Genomic DNA, 25046 nt, shown 5'->3' with positions numbered 1-25046 from the left:
AACTTTTAACAATTTTCTTTTATCTCAAGAGCATATCTTGCAAAAAAGCTTTGAATGAGGAATATCTCTACAATCTTAAGTGTTCTGGCCCTCGTATTGACCGGCGTTTTGTTCTATCTCCATTTCAACGGTAATAAGGAACTGAAGAAGGTATCTGTGGAAGCTGAAAAAACTGCGCATAACAGTTTCCGCATCGGATATTTCGACATTGATTCACTGCAGAACCACTACGAATATTTCAAAGACGTACTGGAGCAGATGAAGAAGAAAGAAGCTTCCATGAATAATGAATTGAATCAACTCAATAACCAATACCAGCGCCGTGTGCAACAGCTGCAATCCCAGATGCAGTCGCTCGGCCAGGCCATTACTGAAGCAGATCAGCTGAAAGCCCAGAACGAGCTCGCTACCATGCAGCGTAATTTCGGCGAGCGCAAAGCCTCCCTGGAGCAGGATATGCAGAAGACACAGGTGGAAAACATGGCCACGCTCCGCAAAACAGTAGAAGATTATCTGAAAGATTATAACAAGGACAAAGGATATGCGTTTATCCTTTCTTATGAGCCCGGTCTGCTGATGTACTACAAAGACACGATGTACGATGTAACCGGCGATCTCATCAAAGGGCTGAACGCTCAATATGCAGCAAAGAAAGGCAAGCCATAACAGGCCTGTTTTTTCCTGCAACAACCACCAAAACTAAAACCCTTATCTCAACTGCTGTTTATGGCTGAACAAACCACCTCATTCAAGCCAACCCTCGGCTTGCTGGATGCCACCATGATTGTGGCAGGTTCCATGATCGGTTCCGGTATCTTTATTGTAGGCGCTGATATTACCCGCAATGTGGGCAGCGCAGGATGGCTGATCGCCGTCTGGCTCATCACCGGATTCATGACCCTCACAGCAGCCCTCAGTTACGGCGAATTGAGCGGTATGTTCCCGAAAGCTGGTGGTCAATACGTTTATCTTAAAGAAGCCTACAATCCCTTGTTAGGCTTTTTATATGGATGGAGCTTTTTTGCCGTGATCCAAACGGCCACCATCGCCGCCGTTTGCGTGGCCTTTGCAAAATTTACAGCCTATCTCATCCCATCACTCAGTGAAGACCTGGTTGCCATACAGATCGGGAGTTTCAAAATCTCACCCGCACAGCTGCTGGCAATCGGTATAGCGATATTACTAACGTATATCAACACGCGCGGAGTAAAGGAAGGGAAGATCATTCAGACCACCCTTACGCTCGTGAAACTGCTCAGTCTGTTCGGGCTTATCCTCTTCGGTTTCATCATGGCCGATGGCGCGATCTGGAAGGCTAACTGGACAGATGCCTGGAACCTGCATAGCCTCACGGATTCCAATACACCATTACTGGGTCTGGTTGCAGCAGCCATGGTAGGATCCATCTTCAGTTCAGACGCATGGAACAATGTGACCTTCATTGCCGGCGAGATCAAGAACCCCAAAAGGAATATCGGTCTCAGTCTTTTTCTCGGCACTTTTGTTGTGACGCTCATCTATGTCAGCACCAACGTGATGTACACTGCTGTGCTGCCTTTGGATGAGATCGCATCTGCCAGTAAAGACAGGGTAGCGGTAGCGGCAGCGCAGAATATTTTCGGCTCCATCGGTTCCTATATCATTGCCATCATGATCATGGTGAGCACTTTCGGATGCAGCAACGGTATGATCCTGTCCGGCGCCCGCGTATACTATACGATGGCCAAAGATGGTCTCTTCTTCAAACAGGCATCTACGCTCAACAAGAATGCTGTACCTGCAAAAGGGCTCTGGATCCAATGCCTGGTGATCTGCGCCTGGTGCATCAGTGGTTCTTACGGACAATTGCTGGATATGATCTCCTTTGTAGTGGTACTCTTTTACATGCTCACCATTATCGGCATCTTCATCCTTCGCAAGAAACGCCCGGATATGGAACGCCCCTATAAAGCCTTCGGTTACCCCGTTATGCCCATCCTCTACATCATCATGGGAGTGGCATTTTGTACCCTGCTCATCATTTATAAACCAAATTATACCTGGCCGGGACTGATCATCACGCTGATTGGCATCCCGATTTATTATATTGCACTGGTTAAGAAAAAGCAGTCAATAACCTGATAATTTATGGCAGTGACAGATTTTGAGCAGTTATTCGCAAAGTTTCAAAATATTAAAGTAGGAGTGATAGGGGATGTGATGCTGGACACCTATTGGTGGGGGCATGTGGAACGCATTTCACCGGAAGCGCCGGTGCCTGTTGTGGCGCTTGACAGAAAGGAACAACGGATCGGAGGAGCAGGCAATGTGGCGCTCAATCTCGCTTCCCTGCATGCCCAGGTAAGTATTATCTCTGTAATGGGCAATGATGATGACGGGATCGCTCTCAAACATCTCTTCGATAAACAAAAGATCGATACCAGCTACCTGCTGCAAAGCAGTCATCGTATTACCACCAATAAAAGCAGGATCATCAGCCGCAACCAGCAGATGATGCGCCTCGATGCCGAGATCACCAAAGATCTCAATGAGGCCGATGAAACAGTTTTACTGAACACAGTTGAGAAATTCCTGCAGGAGCAGCAACCCGATGTGATGATCTTTGAAGATTACAACAAGGGCGTGCTCACCAGTTCTGTGATCGAAAAAGTGATCGCTCTCTGCAAACGATACAAAGTGCTTACCACGGTAGATCCGAAGCGCAAGAATTTCTTCGCCTACAATGGCGTTGATATCTTCAAGCCCAACCTTAAAGAAGTGAAAGAAGGCCTCAATATCATCTTCGAGGAAGTGAACCAGGATACACTCAATGAGGTACACCAAAAACTCCAGGAACATTTACAACATCATATTTCCTTCATCACACTTTCTGAGAAAGGAGTGTTTTACCAGGACGATAACAGCAGCCGCATCATTCCTTCCCACCTGAGGAATATTGCGGATGTATCCGGCGCCGGAGACACGGTGATTGCCGTGGCTTCACTCATCTATGCCGCCACCGGCAGTGTGGAGCTGATGGCCGAAGTGGCCAATATTGCCGGGGGACTGGTCTGCGAAGAAGTAGGCACAGCCGCCATCAACCGCGATCGTCTCTTGCAGGAATGCAGGATTTTACTAAATTAGTCCCGGTTACAGTCCGGTTTCCGGGCTTTCCCCGCATAAACAGGGTATTTTGTTGGTATTGTGCAGCAAAGCAACCGCTGTGAAAGTCTTTAAGTGATATATGACCATTTGAAATAATGTACTGAATGCTGGCTGTTACGATCCTTGGAAATAATTCTGCATTACCCGCCTACGACCGTCATCCGACGGCCCAGTTGGTTACATTGGATGACCAGCTATTCCTGGTAGACTGTGGAGAAGGCACGCAGGTGCAACTCAGCCGCTACCGGATCCGCTGGGGCCGCATCAATTATATTTTCATCTCACATCTTCATGGCGACCATTATTTCGGGCTGCCGGGATTCCTTAACAGCATGGGATTACTGCATCGCGAGAATGATCTGCACCTCTTTGCGCCGCCTGAGCTGGAACCTATACTGGACCTGCAATTCAAGGCAGCGAGCACAGTGCTTCCCTACAAATTGCATTTCCATCCGCTTACGGAAGAAGGTGTGCTGGTGAAGACGGATAAATTTAAAGTCACCTGCTTCCCAACCAAGCACCGCATTCCCTGCTGGGGCTTCCGTTTCGAACAGGTGAAAGCGCCGCGCAGAGTGAATCCCGAGAAAGCCGTACGGCATGGCGTACCCGCTGCATTCTACGACAAGCTTAAATGGGGCGAGAATTATACCACGCAGAGCGGTAACCTGGTGATGAATGAAATGGTAACTGATCCCGCAGCCAAACCAAAATCTTACGCATACTGCGCCGATACTATCTATGATGAAGAGCTGATCCCCCGCATCGAAGGAGTTGATATGCTCTATCATGAAACTACCTATCTCAGGGAGCTTAACGATCGCGCTGCCGCCCGCTTCCATTCCACTACCGAACAGGCTGCCAACATCGCGAAGAGCGCCAATGTAGGCAGGTTGCTTATCGGACATTTCAGTTCCAAATACGAAAACCTCGATCAGTTCCAGGCAGAAGCCCGCGAAGTTTTTCCTGCCACAGACCTCGCTATTGAGGGGGTTACTTTCAGGGGATAGATAGACCAACAACACTATCGGTAGACTAACGCCAAACCGAATAGGTATTTCAGCGTATGTCGATACAATCCATCCTCCATCTTTCTTATTTATCTGTAAGAAAGCTGCCGTTTACTTTTGTTTTTCCTAATCAAAAAACAAAAAAATAAAACAGCAGTCAATGAAACTTTTCTATCATCTTCTCCTCGCAAGTGTAGTGTTTGCAGGGTGTTCAGGAAAAACGAATGATGCTTCCGCGCAGGGAAAATGGGGAGAACAACCAGCTTTACCTGTGGTGAATGGTCATCAGGAATTCACTATTTCAGGGAATGGCTATTATGTAAATGTAATGGGCAACACCATACCACGAATGCCGAACTTCCCTTCCTTATCGGTAAAGAAAAACATAGCCCGGGGATATGTTGCGGATCTGAGTGGCAAGCCAATCAAAGGGGCGCATATTGGTGTATCTTCTTCGATGACCGGTGGATGGTATTCAAGCGGTTCTGGTGTTACCGATGAAAATGGTTACTACGAATTTCAGATCCCTGCAGGTGCTGCTTACTTTTTTGGTACAGCAGTTACCATCAGTTACAATGAAACACCTGCTGTGGTAGGGTTGTATCCGGCAGGAGGCACTACTTCGTTTCCTTCCGGTCAGGGAGTAGTCAAGAACTTTGTATTATTATCTTACGGTCCTGCAAATCCGGATGAGATAGCTGCCCAGCCTAATAACGAAACCAATTATTATGGAGGTGCATTATATTTCTGGTGCAATATCAATTACCCGGGGGATCATTATGATGGCTATCTGCCTTCCAGTGGTGTGATCATAATTGAGCTCACACCTGCGGAACCATGTATGTACGGCGAAACCAAATCTTTCAGGATCACCAGGCAGCTTGGCGATTCCGATGCTTTCAATATTGTGAATATCCCTGTTGGAAAATATAATATTAAAGCCCAATTGAGTGATGGGCGAAAGCTGAAGATGCAGGCAACAGGCACTGTAAAAAATGTTTATGAAAAGCTTGGCCTCAGGCCTGATAATGCCCTTGGAACTTCAACAGTAACGTTTACGCCTAACTGGCAATACACACCAGTAATGGTATCCAGTTTCAGAAGCAACTGGGATGCACTGGAGATCAAACTGAGCTTATAGGAGATATGTCAAAGGAACAAGCCCTGCAATGAAAAGTTGCAGGGCTTGTTATTTATTTCTTCAGGTAACCCTTAACGTTATTATGCAATCCGGCGCTGAGTGGCGTCATGGGGAGACGCAGATTATTCTCGATCAGTCCAAGCTCAGTCATGAATGCTTTCACGCCTGCAGGATTGTTTTCTGCAAACATGAGTTCATAAGCCTGGATGAGCGGATCGTTGAGGGATTTGGCTGCTTTGAAATTCCCTTTGAGGCTTTCACGCACCATATTGGTGAATGCTTTGGGGAAGGCATTGGCTGCAACGCTGATCACACCGTCCATACCACATGCGATCTGTGGCAAAACCAGCGCATCGTCTCCACTCACTACCAGGAAATTCTCGGGCCTGTCGCGCAGGATCTGCATGCATTGCGCCATATCACCGCTGGCTTCCTTGATACCTGCGATATTGGCAACTTCTTTTGCAAGGCGGATAGTGGTGTCTGCGCTCATATTCCTTCCTGTGCGGCCAGGAACATTGTACAGTAGAATAGGTTTGGGAGAAGCGGCTGCCAGTATTTTATAGTGCTGGAAGATGCCTTCCTGCGAAGGTTTATTGTAATAAGGAGCAGCACTAAGGATGGCAGTGGCTTTTTCAAGCGGGAGATGTTCCAGTTCCTTTACGAGATTGGTGGTATCATTTCCACCAACGCCTACAACTACAGGAACGCGGTTGCCTACTTTCTCATAAGTGTATTGAATAATGGCGATCTTTTCTTCCTTGCTCAGGGTGGGTGTTTCGCCGGTGGTGCCGAGTGTTACCACATATTCTACGCCGCCATCGATCACGAAGTCGATAATGCGGCCGAGCGCGTCCAGATTCACCTCCATATTGGAGCGGAAAGGAGTGACCAGCGCAACGCCTGTACCTGAAAGAGTTTGCCTGAGAGACATCTGAAAATTGTTTTTGGTTTTGAGTGTTGTGAACAGTGTATGTCTTTATCGCATTACATAAAATACAAAAGGCCTTCCTTGATGGGAAGGCCTTCTATTATTTTGCTGACACACAAAACGGTGATCAACCCTTCCCTTGTATGGAGATGGTCTTGACTTGCTTTGTATGTTTCTGAATGTTTTGCATTTAACGGTGTCAAAAGTAGTGGACAATTGATTACCACACAAATTTAAATTATCCTTCAACTGGTAATTCTTCCCAGAAGCCCATCTTGTTGAACTTCTCGATACGTTTTTTGATGCGTTCCTGCGGATCGAGTTGTTTGAGTTCATTGATCGCATCCAGCAGGAAAGGTTTGAGAAGATCAGCTGCCTGTTGGTAATCCCAGTGAGCGCCGCCGAGTGGTTCGGGAACGATGGCGTCTATGATACCGAACTGGTGCATATAATCAGGTGTGAGCTTCAGTTGTTCAGCTGCTTTCTCTTTGTATTCCCAGCTGCGCCAGAGGATGGAGGAGCAGGATTCAGGAGAGATAACAGTATACCAGGTATTCTCCAGCATGAGGATACGATCTCCCACGCCAATGCCGAGGGCTCCACCGGAAGCCCCTTCGCCGATGATCACGCAGATCACGGGAACTGTGAGGCGGCACATCTCATAAATATTCCGGGCAATGGCTTCGCCCTGTCCACGCTCTTCGGCTTCAAGGCCGGGATAGGCGCCTGGAGTATCGATGAGGGTGATGATAGGCTTGTTGAATTTTTCAGCCAGCTTCATCAGGCGGAGCGCCTTGCGATAACCTTCAGGATTGGCCATACCGAAATTGCGCAGCTGACGCGCCTTGGTATTGATACCTTTCTGCTGACCAATGAGCATTACAGTTTGCCCATCCAGTGAAGCAAATCCACCCACCATCGCTTTATCGTCCTTCACATTGCGATCTCCAAAGAGCTCCACAAATTCAGTGGTCATTTTATCGATGTACTTCATGGTATAGGGACGGTCCGGATGGCGGCTTAGTTGAACTTTTTGCCAGGGAGTCAGGTTCTGTGTGATAGCTTTGCGGGCTTCGATCACACGCTCCTCGAGTTTCCGGATAGGATCTGTAAGATCGATCTTACTTTTTTCGGCTTTCTGCTTGAGCGACTCAATATCATCAAAAAGCTCTTTGATTGGTTTTTCAAATTCCAGGAACTGACGGTTTTTGTCTTGCGGCATAAGTCGGGTAATTGTAATAAGAGGCGGTAAAGTTAAGGGTTGAAAATTTTTTTAAAAATTTTTGTTGGTAAGTGGAAAAAAGACCTATATTTGCAGTCCCAAAAACGACGTAAAGGTCTGAGAATAAAGTGAGAATGAAGGTTTTGGGAACAGCTCTTGAAAGTGATAAACACTATATATTCTGAGGTTGCTAAGTTCGTCTTAGTAAGAGGATTGGTAGTTCAGTTGGTTAGAATGCCGCCCTGTCACGGCGGAGGTCGCGGGTTCGAGTCCCGTCCAGTCCGCAGAAAGGTTCACAGAAATGTGAGCCTTTTTTGTTTTCAGCCCCTCCGTATCTTTCAACTGTCTATCGACACTCCCCGTCATTCGTCTTCTCTTTTTTATCAACTCCGGGAAGGATTGGAATTTTGGAAAATGGAATTCAGTAATCATCAGCCTTCAGCAATTCTGCAGCCATATATAGACAGCTACTCCACGATGGATATCAACTGGGATACCCTTACACAACCTTTCCGCAAGTGGCGTCTCATTCCTTTCGGCAAGCCATCATTGCTTTTCATTTTTGGAGACCCGCATCAATACAGGATCGGAAGCAGTGATGCCCCCGCAGCATTCACAACAAAGGCATTTATTGTGGGGCAACTGAAAGGGCCCGTCTGGCTGGAATTCAGCGGGCATACCAAAATGCTGAAAGTGCAATTCAAACCTTCCGGTTTACGACACTTTATTAAACAGGATATCAGTGAATTCACCAATAAGGCATGCATCGGTTTGTGGTCGGTTTTCGGATACGCAGCCAATTTCCTGTATGAGCAATTGCAGGAGTTTCCGGAAATGACCTGCTCTGTTCTGAATGCATTTTTCGAGAAAAGACTGTTGCCTCCACTGCATCAAACGGATCATATCAATTATGCGATAGCAGTATTTGAAAAATCGATGGGCAACCTGACGATTACTGATGTAAGGAGCCAACTGCCTTTTTCAGAACGTCACCTGGAACGTATATTCAAAAAGCATGTTGGACTAACACCGAATGAATATCGAAAACTGATACGATTGAACCATGCTTTCAGGTATCTTGATAAATATCCCGGAACATCGTTCACCAGTTTGTCTCACACGATCGGTTATTATGATCAGGCCCATTTTGCCCACGATTTCAAACAGTTTGCAGGGAGCAGGCCTTCACAACTCCGCTCCCTGGGTTCAGATGAATTATTCGTTACAAATGGAAATTGTTTCACCGGCAACTTCATCAAAGCAGTCTGATGCCATATACTTCTTCCAGCCGGCTTACCATATGTGCAATAGCTTCGGCAGGAGGCGGCCCCTGTGGCGGTGTAACCACCAGATCATTTTGTGAAGGTGTACTGAATTCCACAAAATAATCAATGAGCTTACCCGGTGTCATGATATTGAGGAACCTTGCCTGTTCATTTTCGATTATGAAATGATGGGGTGTCATCCTGGGTGCAAACACTGCATCTCCAGCACTGGCTTCTATTTCATTATCACCGATCCTGAACCTGATATTTCCTTCCAGCAGGTAGAAGATCTCGTCTTCATTCTTATGAACATGCGGCGGCGGCTCAACTCCACGCGGCAACGTGATATCGATCATTGCCATTGCTCCTCCTGTATCATCGGGCTTGATTAGTGTTTTGAAATACCCGCCATTGTAATTCCTGTAACCTGAAATGATCTTTGATGATTGCATGTTCTTTGTTTTTACGGCACAAAGTTCAAAAGTCAGCACAACAAAAAATTGTATGGACCCGACCAGTTTTTTTTAGGCTGTTCCCAGATCCATATCACTTTCCTGCTGTTCATCGACGATAGCTGGTGTATGTCAACCCAGCTTGGGCGCAGCTCTGATCTCATGAATTTTTGCAGTTGATTCTTTTATCAAATCAGTTAAAAATGTTCAGAAGGTTAGTAATGCAAGATTATCGTTCCAGGTTGCAGGGGGTATTGATTTTGTTGTTTTCAGTTTTGTGCATGCAAGCAACCATCGCACAAAAAAAGGTCACTCCGGAAGAAGCGAAAGCCATGGCTGAAGAGCTTCAGAGAAAAGCAATGTCCGGACAAAAAATATCTCCGGCTGAAATAGAGGCAATGAAGAAAAAGATGGGCATTGCCACTACTGCCACTGCTCCATCAAAGCCCAATACTGCACAGGATAAAGTGAACGCAGGTCTTCAAAAGGTAAGCCTGGCAGGGCTTCCGGCACAGGTCAGTGGCCTTTCGCTCAAAACATTTGTTGATGGCATGATGAAAAAAATGCAACCCAGATTATCTGCAGCCCGGCGTGAACTGGGCAATGAGATCCTTACAAAGATGAACACCAACTCCGTTTATCTCAGTCAGTATGCGATCTATTTCTATCAGCAGGGCGATGCAGTGCTTGCAGCGTGGATAAGTGGGAATGCAATTATCTCAGATCCGGACAACGACCTGAACACAAATAGTTTTGCCACTATCCTGATTGAATCGGGCGCACCAGCACAAGCAGTGCCGGTCATGCGCGGGCTGGTGCAGCGTTATCCCAAAACCACCTTGTTCCTTAATAATATGGGACAGGCTTTCGCTGGTTGTGGAATGAAGGATAGCGCCATGTATTATTTCATCAAGTGCATGCTGGATGAACCAAAACATCCTGCCGCCAACAAGATGGCTGCCAGGATCAGTCAGCTCAACGGGAAAAAACAGGATGCAGTCAAATACGCGAAGAACGCGGTGGAAACAGGTATGGACCAGGAATGCATGGACCTGCTGGATGAATTGGATCCGGATGGGGACCATTACAGCGGGTTTGTAAAAAAAACAGGATTGCCTGATTATTTCAATATGTACAAGATCAGGAAACCGCGGCACCAGCGCCTTCCGGAGGAATATGAAATTGTGCTGGCAGAAAGGGCAGCATTCCGCGAAGAGATAGGTAGATATAAAGGTGAAATAAGCAAACTCCATAATGAAGAAGAGAAACTTGGCCAGCAACAGCTGAACAGGGACATGAAGAGTTTCCAGGATTTTGTTTTCGCTAATGGTCGTATACCAGGCCGTATGCCGATCTCCGACCTGGTAAAGAAAGCAATGAAGATCTATTCCTGCAAATACATCCAATACGAGCTGCCGGCAAAAGTGAAAAAACTGAAGATCGGATTCGACACTACCATTGCCATTGAAACGCGTAATTATGAATTCGCCGTTGCCAATATCAACCGGGAATTTGCAGAAAAGAAAAAACCTTATGACTGCGGCGAGGGAAACGCAGCAGGATGCCAGATACTGGAACAGTTGACAAAGCGGGAGTGTGTTGCTTTGAATGAAAGACACAAAGTATATCTGGAAGCATTGGCCAATGCAGGAGATGAATTCGATAAACGCTTGAAACAATATGCTGCCGAGATCTTCTATCATAAATCCAAATGGGGTTACCTGATTGGAGTGAATGAACACCTGGCCAATGCAAACTACTATGCCGCTGCACTTGAATACCTGGCAACCATTGAAAAAATGGTGGGATATACGCCCACTTCACCTCATTGCTCACAATTGATGAAGAAGCTGGAGAAATTCACTTTTGGAGAGATCATGCGGCCCATCTGTCCCATCAATGTGAATTTCGATTTCGGCGTGGTACAGGCAGATATGAATTGTAAAGAAGCAGGAGTAACCCTCGATCTGGGTAAAGCCATTCCTGCATTGGACAATTGGAAACTTCAGTTCAAACAGGACTTCGTTAATAAAAGCACCACTTATTCTGTGATCAGAACAATTGTTTCCAAAAGCATTCAGGGACCTTCCGGCATAGGTAAGTTCATACGCCTGAATGCAGGAGCTGCGGTGGAAATTACTGCCACTGCTTACGTAACCATAGATGGAAAGGGCGGCGACTACGGCCTGAAGTCGGGTGCAATGGCAAGCGCCTGGGTGGAAGATCCGCTGAACGTGCTGGATTCAAAATTACAATCTGAATTCGGATACGAAATTTCACTGGGCGCCAATTCCGGCTTCCAGCAAGGCCCGGCAGGATTAACAGGATTCTTCTAAACAATAAACCAGATATGAAAAGATTACTTGGTGTAACCATTATTTCAATCAGCTGTCTGTGCAGTTTTGCACAGACCTTTTCCGGCAACTGGATTTGCAGTTACAGGAACAAAACAGGCATTAATCATGTAATGGCATTGTCCAATGGTGAAGTGATGAGATGGCAGGCTGGGGGAGAAATGCAAAAAATACCTGATATAGAAAATGCTGTTCAGGTTTCCGGTGGAGAGGAACATCTCCTGGTCCTTGATAAAAACGGATACGTGTATACGTTAGGAATGAATGATTATTATCAGTTGGGTGATCCTGATCTGGTGTCAAAAAAGATCAGGGAAAGTGAAAGAATGGTAAAGGTCAAAGGACTGAAGAATGTTATCGCTATCAGCGCTTTCAGCAAAACCAATTATGCGCTGCTCAGGGATGGAACAGTCATGGCATGGGGCAACGGCAATGAAGGTATGTGCGGGGATGGTGAAAAGATCACTTCGGGTGCTTATTCTGCTTCAGCTGCCGGAAAGAAAGAACCCGTAAAGGTGATCAACCTGGATCATGTGATAGCCATATCCGGCCCGATGGCGCTGAAAGATGACGGATCTGTCTGGACCTGGGGCGATGGCTACCAGGGAAGACTGGGTTGCGGAGATGTAAAGTCTGTAAGTGTACCTGGTAAAGTACCGGGTATCGAAAATGCGATCGCAATTTCCGGAAGCCGGAACGGCGGCTATGCATTACTGAAAGATGGAACGGTAAAAGCCTGGGGCACCAATTACAAGGGGCAACTGGGCACTGGCGTTCCTTCGTCAAAAATATACCAGGGCTCCAGAGATGAAAGAAGTCTGATACCTGTAAGCGTGATAAAACTTTTCAATGTAAAGGCGATCGATGCCAGTTCCGGAATCCTGGCCCTTCGCAAAGACGGAACCGTCATGGGATGGGGTTGGGGTGAGCTGTCTGCACTGGGTCCGCTTGGCGGTGATGTAACTTCCACTCCCGTTCACGTACATAAACTTTCAGGTGTGAAAGCAGTTAAAGCCGGCAATGGATCCGGCTTTGCTCTATTGAATGACGGAACCCTGGTGGGGTGGGGGGCACAAATGATAACCACCGGAGCCTACAAAAATTCAAAGACTGTGATCCGGATCAAAAGCCTGGGCAAACTGGCCCCGCTTTAAAAAAGCTGCCGCATGAGAACATGCAGCAGGTTAAACATAAACACCGGTTTCCAGTTTGTTCACCGGTCTTATTGCACTTGAAAAATTTATTCGTTGTACATCACAGCAACGCCCTCATAGAAAAATTCAGGAAAATCAATTGTTACAGTTCCCCGGTAAGGAGCATCATAATCATTCGTCAGCTTCAACCGGAGCGGTTTTCTGGCGCCTCTGTTCAGATACACGGCCGAGAGTGTATATCTTCCAATTGGAATATCAAGCAGCTTGCCATAGGATTCCGTATTGGGCAGTCCCGGATGCAGCACCAGTTCCTGGCCATCTGACCCGTCAATCAGTTTGCCAACAGGCTTCAATGTATACTCTATATTTTCCGGATCATTGATCATAAAATTGATATCTGCATCAAGTGTAATGCTGGAGCCATATCTGCCTCCGCTATACATGCTTCCGGTCAGCTTCCATTCGAAATTCCTGACGGCACCTTCATTGCTGAAAACTGCATCATTATCGCTGTGCATCGGGAGGCTGTAGGTAACCCCGTTATACAGTACAGTATGGTATGCACTGGCATGATATTCTCCAACCGGCCCGATCTTTATTTTGTAGAATCCATTGGCATCTGTTTTTCCCGTATAAGAGTTGGAAGCCCCGGGCAATACATTCTCGACCGTTATTTCAACATTCGAAAGCGGCTTCCCTTTGGTATCTGCCACTTTCCCGGTAGCATAACCTTTCTCTGCCTTGTTAATGCTATCATCCCCATCATTTCCTTTTTTACAGGATGTCATCGTAACAAGCACACAAATTGCGTGCAGTAGAAGTTTTTTCATTTCTTTTTTATTTTCTTCCGTAAAAGTATAAGCGATGTACAGGCCCTTCAAAAAGTGTAGATGGAAAAAAGGGTTTCGTTGACATAAGATCTGCATGGGCGACAAATGCATATTTCGGTCATGTGTAGCCTAAAACCATCGTTCGTCGTTTCAAATTGTTCTGATCATACCTGTGATCTATTCTTGCCATAAATTAATCACATGAGCAGAACTATCGTAAATCCGCTGATCAAAGATGAAGTCACTTTTACGCAAACGGCATCAGGGACCAATGGCCGCACCACCGCGCTACTGGTGAAACTGATGCCGGGAGGCGGCACTCCATTGCACTATCACCGGAATTTCGAGGAAACCTTTGTTGTACTGGAAGGACAATTGACGATCGAACTAAGGAACAGAAAGATCGTATTGATGGAAGGGCAGGACTATACAGTGGAGCGAATGGATATACATGGCTTCTCCAATCAATCCAACAAGGAAACGATCTTCACTACTATTATCAGGCCGGGATCAAAGGGCTTTGAAAATGCCTTGTGCATTCTGTACGGCCTGGCAGGCGATAAACGCACCAATGAGAAAGGCATTCCATTGAACATACTCGACCTGGCTGTTGTATCCAAAATGAGCGATATGCGTCAGGCCGGCGCGGGCAAAGCTTTGTGGCCATTGATCACAGTATTGGATATGATTGCCCGGATCACCGGACTGCGGAAAAGACTGGTGAATAGATATTGCAGTTAGTCAGGGATATACTGCATTCCCTGGTCGGGATTGAATTTTTGATAGCAGGCCTGCTTGTAATTCCTGCCAACCGGGATCTTGTTGCCTGCTATCAAAATATGATTGGGATGATAGCCTTCAGCTTTATTGATGGGTATGATATAAGACCGGTGGATACGCATGAACTCGCTGATAGGAAGCAGTTTCTCCACTACACTGATCTTTTGTTTTGTGGTATATGATTTATCGGTAGTAACCACCTTAATATAATCCTTCATGCTTTCGATCCACAGGATATCTTTTGTATTCACTTTGATCAGACGCCGTTCAATCCGCAGGTACAGGAAATGTGTGGAAGGCTTTGGGGCCGATACTTCCGGCGCATCGAAATTCCCATCGTACCTGTCGCCATTGATCAGCTGCATCACTTTATCGATTGCCCTGAGAAAGCGGTTCAGGGGGATGGGTTTGAGAAGATAATCCACTGCATTGAGATCAAATCCATCAATTGCATACTCCTGGTAAGCGGTAGTGAAAATGATCATGGGAGGTTTTTTCAGACTGCGCACCAGGTCCGTTCCGGAGAGACCTGGCATTTTGATATCCAGGAACAACAGGTCGATCTTGCTGGTCTGTAAAACCTGGAAAGCTTTGATGGCATTGTTGCAGGTTTCGATCACTTCTATTTCGGGAATATTGGCCGAATATCTTCTAATGATCTCCACTGCATGGGGTTCATCATCTACTATCAGCGTTCGGATCGTCATGGTAAACTTTTGTTGCTTGCTATTAGTGGAACGTTTAGTTCTGTGATAAAACAATCTTCCTCATCATACCACTTGAATGAATGCATGCCGGGATACAACAACTTCAATCTTTGCTGAACATTGGCAATGCCGATCCTTCCCTGTTGCTTCTTCCCTTCGCTATTGCCTGTTTCCGGCTTGCTGTTGCTGATCTTTAAAATTAACTGATCCCCTGAAATAAATATCTCGATATTGATCCATGGTGAATCCACGGTTTCAGCGGCGCCATGCTTGAAGGCATTTTCCACCAGTGGAAGCATTAACAGGGGAGCAATCTTCCAATGACTGCCATGTTCACTGATATTCACATTCAGCTCCAGCCGCTCTTCATACCGTAATTTTTCCAGCCGGATATAATCTTTCAACACTTCGATATCCCTTTTGAGCAATACATGATCAGCATTACATTCATACAAGACATACCGCAGGATATTCGAAAGACCTAATATGATCTCCGGCGTTTGAGGCGCATTGTTCAGAGACAATGCGTACAGGTTGTTCAATCCATTGAACAGGAAATGAGGATTCAGCTGGCTCTTCAGGAAATTCAGTTCTGCCTGCAGTGCTGCCTGTCTTCTTTCATGCCATAAGGTGAATAGCTTCAGGGTAATGCCGATCCAGACCACTACATTGCTGCGTTCGAATGCATTCACAAAATCGTGAGGATTGATGAATTGTCTCCATCGGGTAGTTTCTAATTTAGTCCAGGTGAACTGACTGTCACGCGATTTATAAAAATCAAAAATATAAGGATCCGAAATAAAGATCTCATTGAGTCTGTACACGGTGGCGATGAACAAACTAACGCCCAGTACAGCAAAAGTTGCCTGCACATACTTGCCCCGGAAAAAGAACCGGGGAAGTACCCACCTGGAAATAAGATAGAAATAGAGCATATGCACAGGCAGGAGCATCAGTATCACTATAGCTCCAAGTTCATAACTTCCGAATGCCGTGCTGTAAATGAGCGTAAGCAAACAATAGGCGAATAGCCAGAATATCAGGTGCTTCAGTATGGGGTGTCTGGAGAACAATGGTGCCGTTTTCGATGATCACGAAGATAAGCCCGGATACCGTTTCCCGGAACTTCAGTAGACGAAAAAGCGGTTTCGGCGATGAATGAAGGCCGTGACCCTTACTGTTAGTATACATAAACCGCTTTCAATGCAGCTCTGTGAATTGACCGCATCCGGGCATTTATCGCATCTAATTTGTCATACCTTTAATATAGTAATTTCGGAAGAACGTTACTTTCCAATGCACCAACACAGCTCTGTATTCACCTTTGGTTAAGTCTGATTAAACCCTTGTATCAACCCTGTCCACAGCAACTCTCTCTCCCTGTCTAAGGCTTCAATTCCAACCATCAATTCAATTAGTTCCTTCATGACTTTTTGAATTCGGTTGTTAATTGACGTTACAATCCATGTTCCATAATCAAACCTACCAAATATGAGAATGCGAACCTTTACAAAAAACGTCCTACTCCTGGTTGCATTTCTGTTTTCCAATCTATCATACGCACAAATACAGGGCTTGCAGCAATCTGTTGCACCCCTTGTTCCCGGTACAGCAGGCCAGGCGCCTGCTCTGCCGAAGGGCGTATCTCAGGATTGGTTCTCGGAAGCAGTGAATTATCTGAAGCAGCAGGAACTTAGTTTTACACAGGCCTCACAGAAAATGGTGAGAGTGATCAATTCCCCCAACCGCATTGGCTTCAACATTCAGCAGGATGCCATTACCATCCGGAATGTAACTTACAAACCTTCGGATAAGCAATGGGCATCCACTTTCAGGGTGCTCGGCATTGGAAGGGAAGGCCATCGTTTAATGGCTGCTGCACCGCAGGGGAAAAAGATCGATGGAAAAGAATTGCGCTATCAATTCTCTTCTTACGATCTCCAGTACCTGAATGATGAGAAAGGCCTTCGGCAGAATTTCATCGTTAAAGAACGCCCGAAAGGAGGCGGCCGGCTGAACGTATCCATGCGGATCAGCGGAGACCTGAAACCTTTGCTTCTCTCAGAAAGCAAACTGGCGCTTCATTCCCGTGGTGATAAGAATGATATCAAATTGTATTATGACGATCTCAAAGTTTGGGATGCCAGGCAACAACCCCTGGCTGCCCATATGGAGCTGAACGAACAAGCGAATACCATTTCTATTGTTGTGGATGATGCAAATGCCGAATACCCGGTAACCATCGATCCACTGAACCATACGCCCGATTGGACCACTTCCGCGGATGGCGTACTGCCAGGGCTCCTGACCAGTCTTCAATTGCAGGTGGATGCCGCATACGGCTTCGGTGTAATTGGACTGGGAGATGTGAATGGTGACGGCTTTGATGATATTGCCGTGAACTCCCCAACCTGTATTGATGTAATAGGTCCCACTAACTTTGCCAGTGCTGGTGCAGTTTTTGTATACCTGGGCGCAGCCGGTGGTTTGCCTACTATTCCATCAAAAGTATTGCGCTCCAGCACTCCCATTGTAGGCGCACTGTTCGGATTCAGTGTAGCTGCAGGTGATGTGAATGGCGATAATAACAATGATATCGTTGTAGGAGCGCCACTGGATATGGTGTCTATCGATTTCGGCGGCGGAACCGGCACCTTGCAGGGAACTGTTGGCGCTGTGCATGTGTTTGATGGAGTCACACTCACAACCGCTCCCAATCCATTGGTCAGATTATCTTTCAGCCCACTTCAGACCAACAATATCGGCATCGCTAAAAACCAGTTATTTGGTTTTTCAGTGGGCGTTGCAGATGATATGAATGGCGATGGCAAAGCAGAGATCCTGGTGGGCACTCCTTTGTATGAAGGTGCCAACCCCACTGCATCAGGTATTAAAATTGGTGGAGCTTTCCTGTATCTCAGTAATCCCACCAATACTTTTTCTACTTTTCAATCATTGAAACCTCCTACCGGTGGTCAATTGGGATTGAGCACGCAAATTGGGACCATCGTCAATGCCCTTCCAGGTGGTGGACTCTTATGGATAGTAGCAGGTCCCCTGATCTCTGGTCTGCTGGATAACCAGCAGGTGGATGGCTTGCTCTACGGATGGAGCGTTGATGGTACCGGTGACTTCACAGGAGATAATATTCCTGATGTTGTGGTGGGAACACCAGGCGGCGGAACTGTCAATTCGTTATTGTCCGGGCTAAGTCTTGTCACCGCCGTAACCAATGCGTTGAACGGCCAGGTATTAGGCGGAACGGCATATGTATATGCAGGAACCGGCGTTGCAACCGGAGTTATTACCGATTACGCAGCCCGCTTACAGGCCAGCTCATCAGGACTGCTCAGCAATGCAGTGAACCTGTTCGGCTACTCAGTAAAAGGCGCACGCGGTGCGGATGGTGAAAGAAATGGTAATTTACTGGTTGGCGCTCCACTCGGCGGAACACTCACCAATGTACTGAGCCTTGGTCTGAAAGCCGGCAATATACATGTATTCAAAAGAAGGACCGGTGCTATTTCAAATCCCGTTAGTTCAGATCAAAGACTGGAAACACCAAGAAATACAACGATCCTCACCTTATTGTCTTCCCTCTCACTCAAACCCAGCATTCTCTATGGTTTGGCGATGGATAATATGAGAGATGTAAATAATGATGGTTTTGGAGATATCATTGTTGGCGAACCATTGTCAACCGGCGTGGATGTATTATCGTTAGGAGTTGACGCTGCCGGTGGTATGGCCCACGTTTACCTGGGCAAAGCTGATGGGACCTATGCTGCAACTCCATCCTGGACTGTTTTTGCCAGGAATGATGCCCTGCTATCCATCAATGCAGCTTCCATGCTGGGATTCAGTGTGGCTGGCGCCGGATATACAAGAGGTACTACCGGTGGAGCCAAACCGAAAGCTTTGGTGGGCGCACCGGGAAGAGCACTGGATTTTGCTTCCTTGCTCAATATTCCCGGATCGCTTGGCACCGTACTTGGATTTGCAGCCGGCAGCAATGGCCTGGGTAAAGCCTATACCTTCGATGTGAGCCTCGTTAGTCCTACAGATCATGATGGTGACGGCGTTCCCGATGATATTGATGTGGATGATGATAATGACGGTATCCCTGACCGTTATGAATTCGGTACAGCGGGCAATAGCTTCTTTACACCTACCAATGATCCTTCCGGAGATGATGACGCCGATGGAATTCCCAATTATATGGATCCCACCAACCCACAAACCGGCGGCCTTAACGCGCTGGGTGTAGGCATAAATTATGATACCGATGGAGATGGCATCCCCAATCATTTCGATCTCGATAGTGATAACGATGGCCTGCCCGATGTGATCGAAGCAGGCGCCGTTGACGCTAACGGTGATGGACGCCTGGATTGCGCCGGTGGTTGTGATGCTGACGGTGATGGTCTGTTAACGCCCATCGATGTGATCCCCGGTACAGCAGCTACCTATGCTGCAGCAGTTTCTAAAATGTCCAACGGCTCCATCCCCGGCTCAGTTTCAGGAAGGATATTCGATGCCGATGGAGATGGTGTTCCGGATTTCATCGATATAGACAGCGATAATGATGGCATTTTCGATCTCATCGAAACTGGAGGAGCCGATGCCGATGGCAATGGAAGAGTAGACTTCACCGGAGCCTTTGCATTGAGCGATCCGGAAGGAGACGGATGGATCAATCTCTACGATGCAGATCTCGATAATGACGGAGAAACAACAGACCCCGGAGAAGGCACTGCCAAATCCCTCATCATATCCACCGATGGCAATGCCGATGGTATTGCAGATGCGTGGAACGACGGACCATCACCCAATACTTTCCTCGTTGATTTCGACAGCGATCTTCGCCCGAATTACCGCGATCTGGATAGTGATAACGATGGCATCAATGATGTATTGGAAGCAGGTGGCGCTGATCCCGATGGTAACGGCCTCGCAGGTACGGGAACGCCAACAGTCAACGCCAGCGGTTATTCCACCAGTCTTGCCACTCCGTTGATCCTCACAAGTGCGGATACGGATAGCGATGGCAGACCGGACGATGATCCTGATACCAATGTTTCGTCCTACAGGAATGGCAGCGGCCTGCCAACAGGTTTCCGTCCTGATCAGGATGGCGATACCAGGCCGAACTTCCTGGATCTGGATAGTGATAATGATGGTATCAATGATGTGATCGAAGGCGGAATCGACCGCGATGGAAACGGTATTCCCGATGCCGCTCCTGCAGATGCGAACGGTGATGGAATGATCGATAACATTACTGATGGAGACAATGATGGTATTCCTGATATTGTCGACTTTGCAGATGCTCTGTTTGGCGATGGCCGTTCCGGCACCGGTACTTCAGATCCTGTGAATACAGACGGAACCGATCCAAATGCTACCATCGCAGATGGCGATACTGTTCCGGATTATATGGACCTGGACAGTGATAACGATGGCGTATTCGATACCAAAGAAGGTGGCAACGAAGCTTCCGATGCAACCGTTGATGGTATCATCGATTGCGCAAGCGGTAATGCATCATGCGACGGTGATGAAGACGGTATCGCCGCACTGGTGGACGGAGCCGCAGCAGCAGTAGGCGATGGACCGGCTACAACACTGCCGGACACAGACGGTGATGGCATTCCGGACTACCGCGATCTCGACAGCGATAATGATGGCACTTTCGATACCAATGAGAATTTCAACCTTGATCTGGATCAGGACAATGATGGAAGAGTGGACGGTGCAGATGCAGACAACGATGGTCTGATCAATGTTGCGGATGTGGACAATAACCTGTTCTTCGGTGGTAATGCACAGGTTTCAGGGCCACTGCCTGTTGTGCTCACCCAGTTCAAGGGAACTGCCAACCACAAAGCTGTTGAACTGTACTGGTCAGCAAGCACTGAGCTGAACTTCGAACATTACGAGCTGCAGAGAAGCTCAGACGGCACCAGCTTCACAGCTATTGCAAATGTTGCTGCAAAAGGTCATCCAATATTGAGCGAATACAATTATACCGATTGGACTGCTTCCGGCGGCAATAATTACTACCGCCTGAAGATGATCGATAAAGATGGTTCTTCTGAATACTCTGCCATCATTCTGGTCAAATTCAATGGTAATCTGAATGCTAATATCGATGTGGCGCCGAACCCGGTTCACAATTCATTCGTTGTGAAATTCGGAGGATTTGAAAAAGGCATCTATCGTATGCGCCTCATCAATCAGCAGGGACAGGAATTGTTTGCACAGGAGATCTATCTGAAACAGGATGTGCAAACGCAAACCATTACCCGGCCTGCATCGGTTACACCAGGTGTTTATTGGCTGATGATAACAGATAAGAACAATAGCAGAATCAAAACAATGAAAATATTAATGAAGTAGCTTCGGAGAGCTGCTATTAAGGTCGATGGAAAACCTCCATCTATAAGCAAAGGGCGTCAACCAAAAGTTGACGCCCTGCTTATTTACGGATGCAACAAAATTCCTCCGATGAAGATCGGAGGACAATTGCTATGAGAACAATATGCGATTAGTGATCACTGGGTAGGAATCAAAAGTTAAAGTCTGGGGAGAAAACAGGAAATGCAGAGAATCAGGTAGAGGGAGAAAGCTATTGCAGGCATTGAATGTTATCACATATTATGAATGATTTCTTACATTTCATTGTAGTTAAAAATTGATGTAAGAAAGCTGCACTATCCCAGGTTCCGGGAACGATTGCGGAAAAACCGTTCTCTTCCTGCCATAAAATCCTTAAATATGCATCATGCCCGCAAGAACAATACTAACGATCAGCTTCATGATGCTGCTGCATATCTGCTTTGCACAGCAAACCAGCACCGATACCAGCTGGAAATTGAAATATCGGCAGCAGGGAATTCCTGTTCCTCCCTATCCTCAATCACTTACTGTTGCACAGGATGGAAGCGGCGATTACAAAACCATTCAGGAAGCAGTGAATGCAGTCAGGGATTTGTCGCAGGTGCAGGTTGTGATTCATATCAAACCCGGTATCTACCGGGAAAAGCTCATCATACCTTCCTGGAAGAAGAATATTTTTCTGAAAGGAGAGAACAGCGAAACCACCATCATCACCAATTCCGATTTTTCCGGTAAAGAAAATCCGGGAGGGACCGATCAATTCGGTAGAAGCAAGTACAGTACTTATACTTCCTACACTGTGCTTGTGCAGGGCTCGGATTTCAGAGCAGAAAACCTCACTATCGAGAACAAGTCAGGAAGAGTAGGACAAGCCGTGGCCCTGCATGTGGAAGGCGACAGGGCTGTTATCATCCGCTGCCGCCTTCTCGGTAACCAGGATACCTTATACACTGCTACTTCAGAAAGCCGGCAATTCTACCGGGATTGTTATATAGAAGGGACCACCGATTTCATTTTTGGTGAAGCCACCTGCGTATTTAAGAACTGCCTGATCAAAAGTTTATCCAACTCCTATATAACCGCTGCTGCCACCAGCGCTGCACAGTCTTTTGGATATGTATTCATGGAATGTACACTGGTGGCGGATTCAACTGTTGCTAAATGTTTTCTGGGCAGACCCTGGAGACCTGATGCCAAAACTGTTTTCCTGAATTCCGAGCTTGGCGTACATATTGTTCCTGAAGCATGGAACAACTGGAACAATCCCGACAATGAAAACACTGTACTATATGCAGAATATCAAAACAGCGGACCCGGAGCACAAACCGGTTCTCGGGTAAAATGGAGCAAACAACTCTCTAAGAAAGAGGTACGGGTGTACTCGATAGATAGAATATTTAATGGATGGGACCCCGACTATTGAACTAACGCTCATACACAAACTAAAAAAGGAGTTTGAAATGAAAAAATATAGATGCTGTTTTGCTTTTGTACTTTCCGTTTTTTTGACGTTGTTGGCTGTGGAAAGTTCAAAGGCGCAGCAAAAGCCAATTCCGACAGATACCACTTACAATGTTGGCCGTGTGCACCAACAGATCCATAAAGCATATCCGGAAGCTGTTCCTGCATCAGATAGCATGTATTCCTCTATCAGGGCTGCCAGAGATATTGTGTATGCAACGATTGAAAAAACTCCTTTTGGAAAACGCGAGCTTCATCTCGATATTTTCAGACCAAAGGATAATCAGAAATATCCCGCAGTGATCATGGTCCATGGCGGCGGCTGGCGTTCAGGTACGCGTTCCATGCAGGTACCAATGGCGCAAATGCTGGCTACCAGAGGCTTTGTGACCATCCCCATTGAATACCAGTTATCACTCGAAGCACAATACCCTGCAGCTGTTCATAATCTCAAAGCCGGTATCAGGTTCATCAGGGAAAATGCTGAGAAATATGGGATCGATACTTCCAGGATTGCTATCAGCGGTTGTTCCGCGGGAGGTCAGCTTGCAGCGCTCGTTGGCCTGACAAATGGTGTGCAGCAATTTGAAGGCGATCAGGGCATCACCGGTATTCACAGTAATGTTCATGCGATTATCGACATCGATGGCGTGGTGGATTTTCTGGCTCCTGCCAGTCTGAACCTCATAAGAAAACCTGATGCTGCTGATGTAGCCTGGCTGGGTGGGACTTTTGAAGAAAAGCCTGCTATATGGAAAAATGCTTCCCCCATTTTCTGGGCTGCGGAAAGAACAGCAGTGCCGATGCTCTTCCTGAACAGCGGCTTCTCCCGCTTTCATGCAGGACAGGATGAATTGATTGGAATGATGAAGGAGTGGGGGATCTGCACTGAAGTACATCAGTTCAATGTGAAAGTACATCCCTTCTGGTTATTCCATCCCTGGGTAGATGGAACGATAGACTATATGAATGAATTTCTCAAAAAGGTATTGAAATAAAAAACGCTTCCTGCTCTATAGAAGGAAGCGTTTGAAAGAAAAATTATTCAAGATCATTATTATTTCTGATCACTGCCATCAGGCGCTTTGTTGATCAGCTCCATGAACTGGTCCAGCTTGGGCGTGATGATGATCTGCGTTCTTCTGTTGGTGGTCCTGCCTGCATCTGTATCATTGGACGCAACAGGGTTGTATTCTCCCCGGCCTGCAGCAGTCAGCCTTTTAGGATCAACTCCATACTGCGTTTGCAGGGCCTGCACAACAGATGATCCCCGCAATGCGCTAAGGTCCCAATTGTTGCGGATATTGGTCTGAGAGATCGGAACATTGTCTGTATTACCTTCGATCAACACTTCATAGTCCTTGTAATCCATGATGATCTTGGCAATTTTGCTGAGCGTTGCGCCAGCCGTGGATGAGATCTCATAGCTGCCGGATTTGTACAGCATTTTATCTGAAAGGGAAATATATACAACGCCTTTCAGCACCTGCACATCTACATCACGCATCTCTTCTCTGCTGAGTGAACGGGTAAGATTATTGGTGAGCACCATATTGAGTGAATCACTTTTGTTCTTCGTTTCCACAAGGTGTTTGATATAACTGTTGGCTGCATTGATCTCGTCAACCAGTTTTGAAATGTTCACATTGCCCTGGTTGGTGGAGGTTAAGCATTTGTTCAATGCGGCCTGCAGCGAAGCAGTATTGGCGCGTAATGCATTGATCTGTTCTTCCAGGCCCTGCACTCTTGCTGTGGAACCGGAAAGGTTTTGCTGACAGGTTTGTAGTTGCCTGTTCAGCTCGCTATTATTCGACTGGAGCGTATTGTAACTTGTCTGGAGTGCATCGAATTTTTTGTTACTAACACAGCCTGAACCGGTTACAATAGACGTCAGCAGAACAAATGATAAAACTGGATTTTTCATAAATTCTTAGTTTTTGAATGTTGTTTATTTCCTGATCTGTCTGTAATGGCTGTGGGTGGAGGGGAGTATAAAGAATGGAACTATGTACAATATACGAAAAAAGATGCTTCATTACGTAAGTTGTTTATTCTCTTGCATTTACTGTGCCATTGCATGATTACGCAGAATTGGTGATTTCAACCATGCATTCCGGTACATTTTTTTCCACTTTTATTTTTTTCCAGAAATAGAACTGAATTGTACTGATTACGGCATCCTATAACCGTAATCAATAC

General features: G+C 46.5%; 19 protein-coding genes and 1 tRNA gene. 13 read left to right on the top strand and 7 right to left on the bottom strand.

All coding sequences use genetic code 11. The features are described 5' to 3' along the window. The first annotated feature begins 54 nt into the window (after nucleotides 1–54). The 5 genes from FSB84_RS00285 to FSB84_RS00265 all read left to right on the top strand — a co-directional run bounded on the left by FSB84_RS00285 (nucleotide 55) and on the right by FSB84_RS00265 (nucleotide 5292). A complete protein-coding gene (locus tag FSB84_RS00285; RefSeq protein ID WP_130543551.1) occupies nucleotides 55–666 on the top strand; it encodes an OmpH family outer membrane protein in 612 nt (203 codons plus the stop codon). Between the two features lie 60 nt (nucleotides 667–726). Beyond that, nucleotides 727–2121 carry an APC family permease gene (locus FSB84_RS00280; RefSeq protein WP_130543552.1) on the top strand — a complete coding sequence of 465 codons (1395 nt, stop codon included), beginning with the start codon at nucleotides 727–729 and terminating at the stop codon, nucleotides 2119–2121. A gap of 6 nt (nucleotides 2122–2127) precedes the next feature. Further along, nucleotides 2128–3123, top strand: coding sequence for a bifunctional heptose 7-phosphate kinase/heptose 1-phosphate adenyltransferase (locus tag FSB84_RS00275; protein WP_130543553.1), 996 nt, complete (start codon nucleotides 2128–2130; stop codon nucleotides 3121–3123). A gap of 125 nt (nucleotides 3124–3248) precedes the next feature. Further along, nucleotides 3249–4151: a ribonuclease Z gene (locus tag FSB84_RS00270; protein WP_130543554.1), complete on the top strand. Its 903-nt coding sequence runs from the start codon at nucleotides 3249–3251 to the stop codon at nucleotides 4149–4151. A 160-nt stretch (nucleotides 4152–4311) separates the two neighbouring features. Continuing rightward, nucleotides 4312–5292, top strand: a complete 981-nt coding sequence (locus tag FSB84_RS00265) for a carboxypeptidase-like regulatory domain-containing protein (protein WP_130543555.1) — start codon at nucleotides 4312–4314, stop codon at nucleotides 5290–5292. Between the two features lie 52 nt (nucleotides 5293–5344). On the opposite strand, the gene dapA is transcribed toward FSB84_RS00265, so the two are convergent. Together dapA and FSB84_RS00255 are read right to left on the bottom strand one after the other, a co-directional pair. Continuing rightward, nucleotides 5345–6226, bottom strand: coding sequence for a 4-hydroxy-tetrahydrodipicolinate synthase (gene dapA, locus FSB84_RS00260; protein ID WP_130543556.1), 882 nt, complete (start codon nucleotides 6224–6226; stop codon nucleotides 5345–5347). Nucleotides 6227–6461: 235 nt separating this feature from the next. Continuing rightward, complete coding sequence (locus tag FSB84_RS00255; RefSeq protein ID WP_130543557.1) at nucleotides 6462–7445, bottom strand: acetyl-CoA carboxylase carboxyltransferase subunit alpha; 984 nt, start codon at nucleotides 7443–7445, stop codon at nucleotides 6462–6464. Nucleotides 7446–7655: 210 nt separating this feature from the next. Here FSB84_RS00255 and FSB84_RS00250 point away from each other — a divergent pair. Then, a tRNA-Asp gene (locus FSB84_RS00250) sits at nucleotides 7656–7729 on the top strand. A gap of 130 nt (nucleotides 7730–7859) precedes the next feature. Further along, nucleotides 7860–8714 carry a helix-turn-helix domain-containing protein gene (locus FSB84_RS00245; RefSeq protein ID WP_130543558.1) on the top strand — a complete coding sequence of 285 codons (855 nt, stop codon included), beginning with the start codon at nucleotides 7860–7862 and terminating at the stop codon, nucleotides 8712–8714. On the opposite strand, the gene FSB84_RS00240 is transcribed toward FSB84_RS00245, so the two are convergent. Beyond that, nucleotides 8701–9162 (bottom strand): cupin domain-containing protein, encoded by a 462-nt coding sequence (locus tag FSB84_RS00240; RefSeq protein WP_130543559.1) that lies wholly within the window; start codon nucleotides 9160–9162, stop codon nucleotides 8701–8703. The two genes, FSB84_RS00245 and FSB84_RS00240, sit on opposite strands and share 14 nt — an antisense overlap. Before the next feature lie 281 nt (nucleotides 9163–9443). Between FSB84_RS00240 and FSB84_RS00235 the strand changes: the two genes are divergently transcribed. Together FSB84_RS00235 and FSB84_RS00230 are read left to right on the top strand one after the other, a co-directional pair. Then, nucleotides 9444–11498 (top strand): tol-pal system YbgF family protein, encoded by a 2055-nt coding sequence (locus FSB84_RS00235; RefSeq protein WP_130543560.1) that lies wholly within the window; start codon nucleotides 9444–9446, stop codon nucleotides 11496–11498. A 14-nt stretch (nucleotides 11499–11512) separates the two neighbouring features. Further along, nucleotides 11513–12670, top strand: coding sequence for an RCC1 domain-containing protein (locus FSB84_RS00230; protein WP_130543561.1), 1158 nt, complete (start codon nucleotides 11513–11515; stop codon nucleotides 12668–12670). A gap of 86 nt (nucleotides 12671–12756) precedes the next feature. Here the strand turns inward: FSB84_RS00230 and FSB84_RS00225 are convergent, their stop codons facing one another. Then, nucleotides 12757–13500, bottom strand: coding sequence for a carboxypeptidase-like regulatory domain-containing protein (locus FSB84_RS00225; protein WP_158643725.1), 744 nt, complete (start codon nucleotides 13498–13500; stop codon nucleotides 12757–12759). 201 nt (nucleotides 13501–13701) lie between these two features. On the opposite strand from FSB84_RS00225, the gene FSB84_RS00220 reads away from it, so the two are divergent. Further along, nucleotides 13702–14241 carry a cupin domain-containing protein gene (locus FSB84_RS00220; protein WP_130543563.1) on the top strand — a complete coding sequence of 180 codons (540 nt, stop codon included), beginning with the start codon at nucleotides 13702–13704 and terminating at the stop codon, nucleotides 14239–14241. On the opposite strand, the gene FSB84_RS00215 is transcribed toward FSB84_RS00220, so the two are convergent. Together FSB84_RS00215 and FSB84_RS00210 are read right to left on the bottom strand one after the other, a co-directional pair. Continuing rightward, on the bottom strand, nucleotides 14238–14987 hold the full coding sequence (locus tag FSB84_RS00215; protein WP_130543564.1) for a LytR/AlgR family response regulator transcription factor: 750 nt from the start codon (nucleotides 14985–14987) through the stop codon (nucleotides 14238–14240). The genes FSB84_RS00220 and FSB84_RS00215 overlap by 4 nt on opposite strands. Then, nucleotides 14984–16060, bottom strand: a complete 1077-nt coding sequence (locus FSB84_RS00210) for a sensor histidine kinase (protein WP_130543565.1) — start codon at nucleotides 16058–16060, stop codon at nucleotides 14984–14986. Before FSB84_RS00210 ends, FSB84_RS00215 begins: the two co-directional genes overlap by 4 nt. A 502-nt stretch (nucleotides 16061–16562) precedes the next feature. Between FSB84_RS00210 and FSB84_RS00205 the strand changes: the two genes are divergently transcribed. From FSB84_RS00205 to FSB84_RS00195, 3 genes are all read left to right on the top strand, one after another. Then, nucleotides 16563–21386, top strand: a complete 4824-nt coding sequence (locus FSB84_RS00205; protein WP_158643724.1) for a T9SS type A sorting domain-containing protein — start codon at nucleotides 16563–16565, stop codon at nucleotides 21384–21386. A gap of 385 nt (nucleotides 21387–21771) precedes the next feature. Continuing rightward, nucleotides 21772–22809 carry a pectinesterase family protein gene (locus tag FSB84_RS00200; RefSeq protein WP_225979946.1) on the top strand — a complete coding sequence of 346 codons (1038 nt, stop codon included), beginning with the start codon at nucleotides 21772–21774 and terminating at the stop codon, nucleotides 22807–22809. 37 nt (nucleotides 22810–22846) lie between these two features. Then, nucleotides 22847–23845 (top strand): alpha/beta hydrolase, encoded by a 999-nt coding sequence (locus FSB84_RS00195; protein ID WP_130543567.1) that lies wholly within the window; start codon nucleotides 22847–22849, stop codon nucleotides 23843–23845. 59 nt (nucleotides 23846–23904) lie between these two features. On the opposite strand, the gene FSB84_RS00190 is transcribed toward FSB84_RS00195, so the two are convergent. Beyond that, nucleotides 23905–24771: an OmpA family protein gene (locus FSB84_RS00190; protein ID WP_130543568.1), complete on the bottom strand. Its 867-nt coding sequence runs from the start codon at nucleotides 24769–24771 to the stop codon at nucleotides 23905–23907. Nucleotides 24772–25046: the final 275 nt, after the last annotated feature.

Origin of the sequence: Pseudobacter ginsenosidimutans, assembly GCF_007970185.1 — a bacterium.
Classification (GTDB): Bacteria; Bacteroidota; Bacteroidia; order Chitinophagales; family Chitinophagaceae; genus Pseudobacter; species Pseudobacter ginsenosidimutans.
The sequence above is the reverse complement of the archived record's forward strand: the minus strand, read 5'-3'. Positions and strand labels throughout refer to the sequence as shown.

Coding starts and splice junctions, on each gene's coding strand:
- FSB84_RS00190 (WP_130543568.1), bottom strand. CDS start 24,771: ATGAAAAATCCAGTTTTATCATTTGTTCTGCTGACGTCTATTGTAACC.
- FSB84_RS00240 (WP_130543559.1), bottom strand. CDS start 9,162: ATGCAATCATCAAAGATCATTTCAGGTTACAGGAATTACAATGGCGGG.
- FSB84_RS00280 (WP_130543552.1), top strand. CDS start 727: ATGGCTGAACAAACCACCTCATTCAAGCCAACCCTCGGCTTGCTGGAT.
- FSB84_RS00235 (WP_130543560.1), top strand. CDS start 9,444: ATGCAAGCAACCATCGCACAAAAAAAGGTCACTCCGGAAGAAGCGAAA.
- FSB84_RS00230 (WP_130543561.1), top strand. CDS start 11,513: ATGAAAAGATTACTTGGTGTAACCATTATTTCAATCAGCTGTCTGTGC.
- FSB84_RS00220 (WP_130543563.1), top strand. CDS start 13,702: ATGAGCAGAACTATCGTAAATCCGCTGATCAAAGATGAAGTCACTTTT.
- FSB84_RS00200 (WP_225979946.1), top strand. CDS start 21,772: ATGCCCGCAAGAACAATACTAACGATCAGCTTCATGATGCTGCTGCAT.
- dapA (WP_130543556.1), bottom strand. CDS start 6,226: ATGTCTCTCAGGCAAACTCTTTCAGGTACAGGCGTTGCGCTGGTCACT.
- FSB84_RS00245 (WP_130543558.1), top strand. CDS start 7,860: ATGGAATTCAGTAATCATCAGCCTTCAGCAATTCTGCAGCCATATATA.
- FSB84_RS00285 (WP_130543551.1), top strand. CDS start 55: ATGAGGAATATCTCTACAATCTTAAGTGTTCTGGCCCTCGTATTGACC.
- FSB84_RS00270 (WP_130543554.1), top strand. CDS start 3,249: ATGCTGGCTGTTACGATCCTTGGAAATAATTCTGCATTACCCGCCTAC.
- FSB84_RS00255 (WP_130543557.1), bottom strand. CDS start 7,445: ATGCCGCAAGACAAAAACCGTCAGTTCCTGGAATTTGAAAAACCAATC.
- FSB84_RS00225 (WP_158643725.1), bottom strand. CDS start 13,500: ATGAAAAAACTTCTACTGCACGCAATTTGTGTGCTTGTTACGATGACA.
- FSB84_RS00275 (WP_130543553.1), top strand. CDS start 2,128: ATGGCAGTGACAGATTTTGAGCAGTTATTCGCAAAGTTTCAAAATATT.
- FSB84_RS00215 (WP_130543564.1), bottom strand. CDS start 14,987: ATGACGATCCGAACGCTGATAGTAGATGATGAACCCCATGCAGTGGAG.
- FSB84_RS00265 (WP_130543555.1), top strand. CDS start 4,312: ATGAAACTTTTCTATCATCTTCTCCTCGCAAGTGTAGTGTTTGCAGGG.
- FSB84_RS00195 (WP_130543567.1), top strand. CDS start 22,847: ATGAAAAAATATAGATGCTGTTTTGCTTTTGTACTTTCCGTTTTTTTG.